Source organism: Aquibium carbonis (assembly GCF_003970795.1).
Lineage (GTDB): Bacteria > Pseudomonadota > Alphaproteobacteria > Rhizobiales > Rhizobiaceae > Aquibium > Aquibium carbonis.
In genome coordinates this window covers 1-9140 of the sequence record NZ_RWKW01000148.1, presented here as the reverse complement: position 1 = coordinate 9140, position 9140 = coordinate 1, and the positions used below count along the sequence as shown (strand labels likewise).

Here is a 9140-nt window from a genome sequence, read left to right as displayed (position 1 = left end):
TCGACTGCCCCCTCCCCCTTGTGGGGAGGGGTAAGGGGTGGGGGTAGCCTCCTGCGCGGAGGTGGGCAGGAGGGACGCCGAGGCTGATACTGCCGATCTTCCCCATGAGGGGGGTCCGAAGGACGGCCCGAGACCCGCGGCTCGGGCCAGGCAGGCCGGCAGGAAGAGGGGGGTGTGACGGAATGCGACGCCTTTACAATGATCTGGACAATCAGCCGACTACGCTTGGAGGACCTGCCACATGACCGACCACATCGAGATCACCCGCCACGGCGCCGTGCAGGCGATCCGGATGAACCGTCCGGACAAGAAGAACGCCATCACCCGCGCCATGTACGCCACGATGGCCAAGGCGCTGGCCGAGGGCGATGCCGATCCCGCCATCCGCGTCCACCTGTTCCTCGGCGTGCCCGGCGCCTTCTCGTCGGGCAACGACCTTGCTGATTTCATGACCATCGCCATGGGCGGGGAGGGCGGCATCGAGGTCTACGACTTCCTCGTTGGCCTCGCGCGTTCGCAGAAGCCGGTTCTCTCGGCCGTCGACGGCATCGCGGTCGGCATCGGCACCACCATCAACCTGCATTGCGACCTAACGCTCGCCACCCCGCGCACCGTCTTCCGCACCCCCTTCGTCGATCTCGGCCTCGTGCCGGAAGCCGGCTCCAGCCTGCTCGCGCCTGCCACCCTCGGCCACCAGCGGGCCTTCGCCCTGCTCGGGCTCGGCGAGGGCTTCTCCGCCGAACGCGCGCTGGCCGCCGGCCTCATCTACAGGGTCGTGCCGGAAGCCGACCTCGAAGCCGAGGCGCTGTCCCTCGCGCAGACCCTCGCCACCCGCCCGCCCGAGGCCCTGAAGATCGCCCGCGACCTGATGCTCGGCGACCGCGACGCCCTCGTCGCCCGCATCGAGGAAGAAGGCCGCCATTTCCGCATGAGGCTGAAATCCGACGAAGCCCGCGAGGCCTTCATGGCGTTCATGGGGCGGAAGAGGGGGTGACGCTGCCCCGGTATCTCATTGAAGAGCACGGCCACTGTCATGCGTGGTTATGTCACGCCGGTTTCGGCCTCTTGAGCCGTTAAAGCCTGTCATTCCCAAGCACCGCGTACCGCCATGGGGCCAGGGTGGGGGACGACGAGATGAGACGACCGGCAGCTGTCGTGGTCCAGACATGGTGATGCGGATCGCTGTCGTCGGCGGGGGCCTCACCGGCTGCCTGATCGCGCTGGAGTATGCCGAACGTGGCCATCAGGTCATGCTCTTCGATCGAGAAGCCAGTCTCCTCTCGCGCGCTTCGGCGGCCAATGAAGGAAAGATCCATCTCGGCTACTGCTATGCGGCCGATGACGGTTTTCGCACTGCGGAGCGGCTGATCGAGGATGCCCTGTGGTTCCGGCCGATCCTTGAGCGATGGATGACGCCCGAAACGTTCGATACCTGCGTCTGCGAACCCTTCTACTACACCGTCCCGACGGACAGCGCCCTGTCGGAGGAACGGATCACGGCCCACTTTGCCCGCGTCGACATCCATATCCGCGAACGCAAGCGCCACCTTGGTCTGGCCTATCTCGGCCAGGACGAGACGCCGGACTTCACGCCCTGTCAGCCCGACCACGCGGCCGATGCCCCCTTCTTTCTCACACAGGAGCGAGGCGTCTGGCCCATCGGGATCGCCGAACGGATCGACGGCAGCGTCCGCGCACATCCACGCATCGAATTGCGCCTCGCGTCGAGAGTGCACCGGATCGAACCCTCGGGCTCGAAATGGCGTGTCGGCCTGACAGAGCCGACAGGAGCAACCGAAGGCCCTTTCGACATCGTCGTCAACGCCGCATGGGCGGAGCGCCGTAGCATAGACCGTCGATCCGGCCATTCATTGCCCGGATCCTGGTTCACACGGTACAAGTTCGGCGTCATCGTGCAACAAGCATCGCTTTTGCTTGCGGGTGACGTGCCGAGGAACACCACAGCCACTTCCGGTCCCTTCGGCGATTGCGTGCACTATCCCGCAAACGACAGCCTGTATTGCAGCTGGTATCCCGTCGGCATGTGCTTTTCCACGATGGATGACGAACTCGGTCAACGCCCGATCCTGCCGCAACCACCGGAGACGCTGATGCGGGGCACCTTCGAAGGATGCGCTACGTTTGCTCCGGTCTTTCGGCGTCTGGCCGCGCTGCCGTCGCCGCTGCCAGCCCGGATTGTCGGAGACTTCATCATCGCCAAAGGCCGGTCCGACATCGACGATCCCGGCAGCGAACTCCATCGCCGCAGCGATCATGGCGTAAGGGAACTAGCCCCCGGCTACTGGTCGATCGAGACTGGAAAATACACGTCGGCGCCGCGCTGCGCCATCGAATGTGTCGATGCGAGCTTGGGGAGGGCGTGACCGATGCCTTCGCTGGTGGATCGTCGGCCCCTGGTGTCCATCTGCATGCCGATCTATCGAAGCGAGGCGTTCATCCGCGAGACCATCCTGTCCGCGCTCGGCCAGACTGTGCACGACGTCGAGATCGTCATTTCCAACGATGGCGCGCACAAAACCCCCGCCCTCGACGAATTTCGCGAGCACAGTCGTATCCGCATCTTCGAGCCGCACCGGCGGCTGGGCTGGGTCGAAAACAGCAACTTCGTGCTGGATCAGGCGCGGGGCTGGTACTTCATGATCTTGCCCCATGACGACCGCCTCAGCCCGACCTATGTCGAAGCGTGCCTGCGCATGCTGGAAGCCGACCCGGCCTGCTTTGCGGCCGTCAGCGACATCGCCTTTGACGGCGGCGTGATGACGCCGAGTGAAGTCCGCGGAGATCTGGTTGATCGGGTCGGACAGGTCATGCGCAATCTGTACAACGGCTACAGCTACCGCGCGCTGATGCGCCGCCGGCCCGGCGACTCGGACCGGTTGAAGCTCGTTCCCAACCCTCCGACCGATTTCTGTGTCGACACCACCTGGATCCTCCAGCAGGCAGGCTTCGGAGAACTGCGCCGCGTGCCCGAAGCGCTCTACTGGAAGGCATTTCCGCCAACGAGCACCCACAGGGCGTGGTCGCGCATTCCGCAACCGCAACTGCGCGAGGCCTGGGCCTGCCACTGCCGCCAGATGGAAGCCATCGCGCTGTCGTTCCTGCCCGACCCGGACCTCGTCTCCGAACTGGTGCGCCACCGGCGCGACGCGCGTCGTGTCTCCGAGGCCCCCTTCTACCTGAAGGATGCGATGCTCTCCGCCGAAGCCGAAGGCCAAGCACGAGAAGCCGAAACCCCTGCGCGCGCGGATCGCCACCCGAAGTCACGATGATCGACGGCAGGGCTCGCCCCACTGGTATCCGCCCCGCCGAATGGCTACATCCTCACCGTCCCCCGAAGGAACCCGCCATGGCCGCTCCCGTCCGCAAGCTCACCACGGTCTTCGCGGCGGATGTGCAAGGCTATTCGCGGCTGATGGAGCATGACGAGGAGGGGACGCTGGCCACCCTCAAGCTCTATCGCGGGTCGATGGGCCGGCTGATCGAGGCGCATGGCGGGCGCGTCGTCAACACCTGGGGCGATGCCGTCATTGCCGAATTCCCGAGCGTGGTGGAGGCCGTCCGCGCCGCCATCGAGGTGCAGAGCGACCTCGCCGAGCGCAATGCCGGCCGGCCGGCGGACGCGCGCATGGTTTTCCGGATCGGCATCAATCTCGGCGACGTCATCATCGAGGGCGACGACATCTATGGCGACGGCGTCAACATCGCCGCGCGCCTCCAGTCGGAGGCCGAGCCGGGCGGCATCCTCATTTCCAACACGGTCTACGACCAGGTCCGCAACAAGATCGCTGTCTCGTTCGATTTTCGCGGCGAGCTTTCGGCCAAGAACATCGACGAGCCGGTGCCGAGCTATGCCGTGCGGATCGGCGATACCGCGCATCCGGCGCCCGCGCCGCGCCGCGAGCCGGCGGAGCCGGACGACTTTCCCGCCTGGGGCCGCGATGCCCCGCCAGCGTCGCCACCGCCGCGCCTGCCCGCACCTGCAAGGGCGCTCCTCGCGCTTCCGGCCGACATTCGCGGCCTCGTCGGTGCCGCCGCCGTCGTCACCCTCATCAACGCCTTCACCTGGAGCGGGACGTTCTGGGCCAAGTGGCCGCTGCTCGGCATCGCCGTCGTCATCGCGACGCGGCTGCTCTTCGGCCGGGGCGAACGCGGCCGACGCGGCTGACCGCGCCCCCTACGGATAAAGCCTGGTCTTCTCCCACGCGTCGCCCGCGCGGTCGAAGCGCAGGCGGTCGTGCAGGCGGAACGGCCGGTCGTGCCAGAACTCCAGCTGCTGCGGCTTGATGCGGAAGCCCGACCAGTGCGCCGGACGGGGGATGTCGCCGATCGCGTGCCGCGCGGTAAATTCGGCCACCGCCTTTTCCAGCGCAAAGCGGCTTTCCAGCGGCCGCGACTGCTTCGACGCCCAGGCGCCGATGCGGCTGCCGCGCGGCCGCGACGCGTAATAGGCGTCGGCTTCGGCGTCGCTCACCACCTCCACCGGCCCGCGCACGCGCACCTGCCGGCGCAGCGACTTCCAGTGGAAGCACATCGCCGCCTTCATCGACGACAGGATCTGCTGCCCCTTGGCGCTCTCGAAATTGGTGTAGAATACGAAGCCCTGCTCGTCGAAGCCCTTCAGGAGCACCATGCGCACGTCGGGCAGGCCGTCCGGGTCGACGGTCGCCAATGCCACGGCGTTCGGATCGTTGATTTCGCTCTTTTCGGCGTCGGCCAGCCACTCGGCAAACAGCCGCAAGGGTTCCGCCGCCTCGATGAAGTCCGTGTGTTGCGTGGTGGTCTCGGTGCTCACGTTCGTCCGTCCCGTCCTGGCGGCTGCCGGAGGCGGCAACCTTCGCGCCCCCCGTTCGTACCGGTCCTGATATAGGCGAGGGCCGAGGGCGGAAAGGGGCACGCGGGCAAAACGACGCGGCCAGCGCGGGGGGGGGTGCCGTCGTGCACGGTCCGGTTCGTGATTGGTCCCGTCACCGCCTTGCGCTTTTCGTCAGTGTTGCGACAATGCGGCGTGTTCAGAGATTCCTTCCGTCCTGCAAGGCTGATAGACCCGCCTGCAAACCCCCTGTTAACCGAACGGGTTCACACTCTGGTGGTTCGGATTCACTCGACGGGAGTATGCCGGGTGACGCAGTCGCATCGGAAAGTCAGCGAAACAGGTCGGCCTCGCATCCGCGGCAACGTTGCCGCTGCGCTCATGCTGGGGCTCGTCCTGGCCGCCTCCGGCTGCACCGCGCGGTCCCCCAGCCTGAACAGCCTCGGCTTCGATTCCATCAAGACCGGCTCCGTGTCCGGCAAGGCGGTCGCGCCCGATGCCGAACGCATGTCGGACGAGACCACCATCCGCAACGCGGTGTCCTCGGCCAATCTCGACGGTGTTTCCAATGGCCGCCTCGCCTGGGCGAACTCCCAGACCGGGTCGCGCGGCGAGGTCTTCGGCGTCGTCGAATACATGGACGAAACGCGGCTGTGCCGGCGGTTCCGGGTGTCGCGGGAAAGCTTCCAGGGCATTTCGCTCTATCGGGGCGAAGTCTGCATGTCGATCGCGGGCGAATGGTGGGTGCGCACGTTCGAATCCGCCTGATCGATCGCGTTATGCATCGCTCCCGAGCCGGTTCGATCTGGAATTTCTTCCTACGAACGCTCATATTTGCGTGATCAGGAGATTCCTCTCTCACCACGGACAGACGAATGCGTGATCCCTACGAGACATTGGGCGTGGCGAAGTCCGCGAGCGCGAAGGATATCAAGTCCGCGTTCCGCAAACTCGCCAAGAAGTACCACCCCGACCAGAACCCGGATGATCCGCAGGCCAAGGATCGCTTCAATGCCGCCAACCAGGCCTACGAGATCGTCGGCGACGAAACGAAGCGCGCTGCCTACGATCGCGGCGAGATCGACGCGGAAGGCAAGCCGCGCTTCCAGGGGTTCGAAGGGGCCGCCCATGGCGACCCGTTCAACACCTTCCGTCGCGGCGGCGGCGCAGGCGGTGCGCGCGCGTCCCGCTTCGAGTTCCGGGCGGGTGGGCAGGACGGCGCGGGCTTCGGTTCCGAAGACATCTTCAGCGATCTCTTCGGCCAGGCCTTCGCGCGCGGCGGCGCGGCGGGCGCATCCGCCAGAAGCGGGCGCCCGGCCGACACGGCGGCCAATCTCGACATCACGGTCGAGGAAGCGGCGACCGGCGCCCATGTGTCGGTCGTCTTTCCCAACGGCCGCAAGCTGGCGGTCAAGCTGCCGACCTATGTCGAGGACGGCCAGACGATCCGGCTGAAGGGACAGGGCGAGAATGGCGGCGATGCCCTGGTGAAGCTGCGCCTGCGCTCGCATCCGCGCTATCGGCTCGAAGGCCGCGACCTGCATGTCGATCTCTTCGTCGACCTGAAGGACGCCGTGCTCGGCGCCAAGCTTCCCGTCGAGACCGTGAAGGGGCGCATCGCGGTGGCCGTGCCGGCCTGGTCGGGGTCCGACAAGGTGCTCCGGCTCAAGGAGCGCGGCCTGCCGCTCAAGACCGGCGGCGTCGGTGATCTTTACGTCCACGTCCGCATCATGCTGCCGCAGGAGGGGCGCGAGGAACTCGAAGCGCTGATGCGCCGCTCGGCGCCCTGACGCGATCTGTCGTGTCTTGTAGGGCGCGGACGGCTGTGCGATAGGGCAATCCGTCGCAAGCCGGTGCAGGAGAGGACGAAAAATGGCGAATGGAAGTGGTCTGATGGCCGGCAAGCGCGGCCTCATCATGGGCATCGCCAACAACAGGTCCATCGCCTGGGGCATCGCGAAGTCCTGTGTCGCCCAGGGCGCCGAGCTCGCGCTCACCTACCAGGGCGATGCCTTCAAGAAGCGCGTTTCGCCGCTGGCCGAGGAACTGGGCGCGCATCTGGCCGGCCATTGCGACGTCACCGACATGGACACGCTCGACGCGGTCTTCGACGGATTGAAGGAGCGCTGGGGCAAGATCGATTTCGTCGTCCACGCCATCGCCTTCTCCGACAAGGACGAGCTCGACGGCCGGTATGTCGACACCACGCGCGACAATTTCCTGCGCACCATGGACATCTCCGCCTATTCGCTGACGGCCGTCGCTAAGCGCGCCGAACCGTTGATGACCGATGGAGGTTCGATCCTGACGCTCACCTACTACGGCGCCGAAAAGGTCATGCCGCACTACAACGTCATGGGTGTCGCCAAGGCCGCGCTGGAGGCCAGCGTCCGCTATCTCGCCGTCGATCTTGGCGGCAAGGGCATTCGCGTCAACGCCATCTCGGCGGGTCCCATCAAGACGCTCGCGGCGTCCGGCATCGGCGACTTCCGCTACATCCTCAAATGGAACGAGTACAACGCGCCGCTGAAGCGCACGGTCTCGATCGACGAGGTCGGCGATTCGGGCCTCTACCTCCTGTCCGACCTGTCGCGCGGCGTCACCGGCGAAATCCATCACGTCGATTCGGGCTATCACGTGGTCGGCATGAAATCGGTCGACGCGCCCGATATCTCCACCGTCAAGGACTGACGCCGGCAGGCACTGCCCATTCCGTCAACGCGCAGGTTTGCGATGACCCCGCTCGTCTACTTCGTCCGGCATGGCCAGACCGACTGGAATGTCGCAGAGCGTTTTCAGGGTCAGCGCGACGTCGACATCAACGACGTCGGCCGGACCCAGGCGCGCCGCAACGGCCGCCGTCTCGCCGAACTGCTGGACGATCCGGGCCGCTTCGATTTCGTGGCGAGCCCCTTGCGCCGCACGTGCGAAACGATGGAAATCATCCGGCAGGAGATCGGTCTGGCGGTCCAGGGCTACCGGCTCGAGCCGCGGCTCGTGGAGGTGCACTTCGGCGACTGGCAGGGAATGACGGTCGACGAGGTCGAGGCAACCTTCCCGGGCGTGGGGGCGGCGCGCGAGGCGGACAAGTGGGAGTTTCATCCGCCGGGCGTTGGCGCCGAGAGCTATCGGATGCTGTCGGATCGGGTCGCGCCATGGCTTTCGGCAATCGCCCGCGACACCGTCTGCGTCACCCACGGGGGCGTCATCCGTGCGATCTTCATGCTGACGGGGGCTGTCGCCCGCGCCGAAGCCGCGTCCTTGGACATACCGCAGGATCGCATCCTGCGGTATCGCGACGGGCTCCTGGACTGGTTGTAGGTAGGCGGGCGGCCGCCTACTCGTAGACGGCCATGTCGGTGATCTGGTTCACGTCGCCGACCGTGTCGAAATTGATGACGATCTCCGTGCCGGGCTCGATACCGGCCAGATCGACCTCCCCCGGGAGCTTGTAGGACTTGCCGTCTTCGAGCGTGATGGTCAGTTTATCTTCATCGACGCTCTTGATCCGCCCTTCGGTCTGACCCGCGAAGGCGGGCATGGAGGCGAGCAGGAGCAGGCTGAGGGCGGATGCGGCAATACGCATGGGATGTCCTTTGGGCTGCGGTCCGTTCTCCGCCGGACCAGGTAGGATCGTCGAGTGTCGAGGCGGAGCGTCGTGCAGGGTTGCGTCGGGCGCGCAGTCTCTTCAGGCATCCATCTAGGACATCAAAACGGAGGGAATGTGTCAAAGACATTCCGAAAGCCCTGAACGCGATCCGCTGCCTTCAAAGCCCGTTTGACCGACTTTCCAAAGCCCAATAGAAGGCTGGCAGTTCACACCGCCCGCGGACGAGCGTCCCGCCGGCCAGTTTTCCGCACGGTCCATGTCGCACAACACCTTCGGCCATCTCTTCCGCGTGACGACCTGGGGCGAGAGCCACGGCCCGGCGCTTGGCTGCGTCGTCGATGGCTGCCCGCCGGGCATCCGCTTCACGCTGGCCGAGATCCAGGCCGATCTCGACCGTCGCCGTCCGGGCCAGTCGCGTTTCGTCACCCAGCGCCAGGAACCCGACGCGGTCAGGATCCTGTCCGGCGTCGTACCTGACGAGAAGGATGCCGGGACGCTGGTGACCACCGGAACGCCGGTCTCGATGATGATCGAGAACGTCGATCAGCGTTCGAAGGACTATGGCGAGATCGCCCGCCAGTTCCGGCCGGGCCATGCCGACTATACCTATCAGATGAAGTACGGCGTGCGGGATCACCGCGGCGGCGGCCGGTCCTCCGCGCGCGAGACGGCGGCCCGCGTGGCGGCGGGCGCGCTGGC

At 66.1% G+C, this 9140-nt stretch carries 11 protein-coding genes; 9 read left to right on the top strand and 2 right to left on the bottom strand.

The window, feature by feature from the left end:
• Positions 1–241: 241 nt before the first annotated feature.
• From EJC49_RS24865 to EJC49_RS24850, 4 genes are all read left to right on the top strand, one after another.
• On the top strand, positions 242–994 hold the full coding sequence (locus tag EJC49_RS24865) for a crotonase/enoyl-CoA hydratase family protein (RefSeq protein ID WP_126702622.1): 753 nt from the start codon (positions 242–244) through the stop codon (positions 992–994).
• 178 nt (positions 995–1172) lie between these two features.
• Positions 1173–2384, top strand: coding sequence for an FAD-dependent oxidoreductase (locus EJC49_RS24860; RefSeq protein ID WP_170314862.1), 1212 nt, complete (start codon positions 1173–1175; stop codon positions 2382–2384).
• Positions 2385–2387: 3 nt separating this feature from the next.
• Complete coding sequence (locus EJC49_RS24855) at positions 2388–3290, top strand: glycosyltransferase family 2 protein (RefSeq protein ID WP_126702620.1); 903 nt, start codon at positions 2388–2390, stop codon at positions 3288–3290.
• Positions 3291–3367: 77 nt separating this feature from the next.
• Positions 3368–4186: an adenylate/guanylate cyclase domain-containing protein gene (locus EJC49_RS24850; protein WP_126702619.1), complete on the top strand. Its 819-nt coding sequence runs from the start codon at positions 3368–3370 to the stop codon at positions 4184–4186.
• 9 nt (positions 4187–4195) lie between these two features.
• Here EJC49_RS24850 and pdxH read toward each other — a convergent pair whose 3' ends face one another.
• Positions 4196–4813 carry a pyridoxamine 5'-phosphate oxidase gene (gene pdxH / locus EJC49_RS24845; protein WP_126702618.1) on the bottom strand — a complete coding sequence of 206 codons (618 nt, stop codon included), beginning with the start codon at positions 4811–4813 and terminating at the stop codon, positions 4196–4198.
• Between the two features lie 399 nt (positions 4814–5212).
• Here pdxH and EJC49_RS24840 point away from each other — a divergent pair, with 399 nt between their 5' ends.
• The 4 genes from EJC49_RS24840 to EJC49_RS24825 all read left to right on the top strand — a co-directional run bounded on the left by EJC49_RS24840 (position 5213) and on the right by EJC49_RS24825 (position 8152).
• Entirely contained in the window at positions 5213–5599 is a 387-nt protein-coding gene (locus EJC49_RS24840; RefSeq protein ID WP_126702617.1) for an RT0821/Lpp0805 family surface protein, read from the top strand.
• Positions 5600–5706: 107 nt separating this feature from the next.
• Complete coding sequence (locus EJC49_RS24835; protein ID WP_126702616.1) at positions 5707–6621, top strand: DnaJ C-terminal domain-containing protein; 915 nt, start codon at positions 5707–5709, stop codon at positions 6619–6621.
• Between the two features lie 82 nt (positions 6622–6703).
• A complete protein-coding gene (gene fabI / locus EJC49_RS24830) occupies positions 6704–7522 on the top strand; it encodes an enoyl-ACP reductase FabI (protein WP_126702615.1) in 819 nt (272 codons plus the stop codon).
• 42 nt (positions 7523–7564) lie between these two features.
• Positions 7565–8152 carry a histidine phosphatase family protein gene (locus tag EJC49_RS24825; protein ID WP_126702614.1) on the top strand — a complete coding sequence of 196 codons (588 nt, stop codon included), beginning with the start codon at positions 7565–7567 and terminating at the stop codon, positions 8150–8152.
• Between the two features lie 16 nt (positions 8153–8168).
• Here the strand turns inward: EJC49_RS24825 and EJC49_RS24820 are convergent, their stop codons facing one another.
• A complete protein-coding gene (locus EJC49_RS24820) occupies positions 8169–8417 on the bottom strand; it encodes a DUF1344 domain-containing protein (RefSeq protein ID WP_126702613.1) in 249 nt (82 codons plus the stop codon).
• Between the two features lie 280 nt (positions 8418–8697).
• Between EJC49_RS24820 and EJC49_RS24815 the strand changes: the two genes are divergently transcribed.
• Positions 8698–9140: chorismate synthase (locus EJC49_RS24815; RefSeq protein ID WP_126702612.1), on the top strand; the 443-nt coding region annotated here is incomplete at its 3' end.

Excerpts from the sequence above, each read along its gene's own strand:
- EJC49_RS24865 (WP_126702622.1), top strand. The coding sequence starts at position 242 with ATGACCGACCACATCGAGATCACCCGCCACGGCGCCGTGCAGGCGATC.
- EJC49_RS24860 (WP_170314862.1), top strand. The coding sequence starts at position 1,173 with ATGCGGATCGCTGTCGTCGGCGGGGGCCTCACCGGCTGCCTGATCGCG.
- EJC49_RS24855 (WP_126702620.1), top strand. The coding sequence starts at position 2,388 with ATGCCTTCGCTGGTGGATCGTCGGCCCCTGGTGTCCATCTGCATGCCG.
- EJC49_RS24850 (WP_126702619.1), top strand. The coding sequence starts at position 3,368 with ATGGCCGCTCCCGTCCGCAAGCTCACCACGGTCTTCGCGGCGGATGTG.
- EJC49_RS24840 (WP_126702617.1), top strand. The coding sequence starts at position 5,213 with ATGCTGGGGCTCGTCCTGGCCGCCTCCGGCTGCACCGCGCGGTCCCCC.
- EJC49_RS24835 (WP_126702616.1), top strand. The coding sequence starts at position 5,707 with ATGCGTGATCCCTACGAGACATTGGGCGTGGCGAAGTCCGCGAGCGCG.
- fabI (WP_126702615.1), top strand. The coding sequence starts at position 6,704 with ATGGCGAATGGAAGTGGTCTGATGGCCGGCAAGCGCGGCCTCATCATG.
- EJC49_RS24825 (WP_126702614.1), top strand. The coding sequence starts at position 7,565 with ATGACCCCGCTCGTCTACTTCGTCCGGCATGGCCAGACCGACTGGAAT.
- EJC49_RS24820 (WP_126702613.1), bottom strand. The coding sequence starts at position 8,417 with ATGCGTATTGCCGCATCCGCCCTCAGCCTGCTCCTGCTCGCCTCCATG.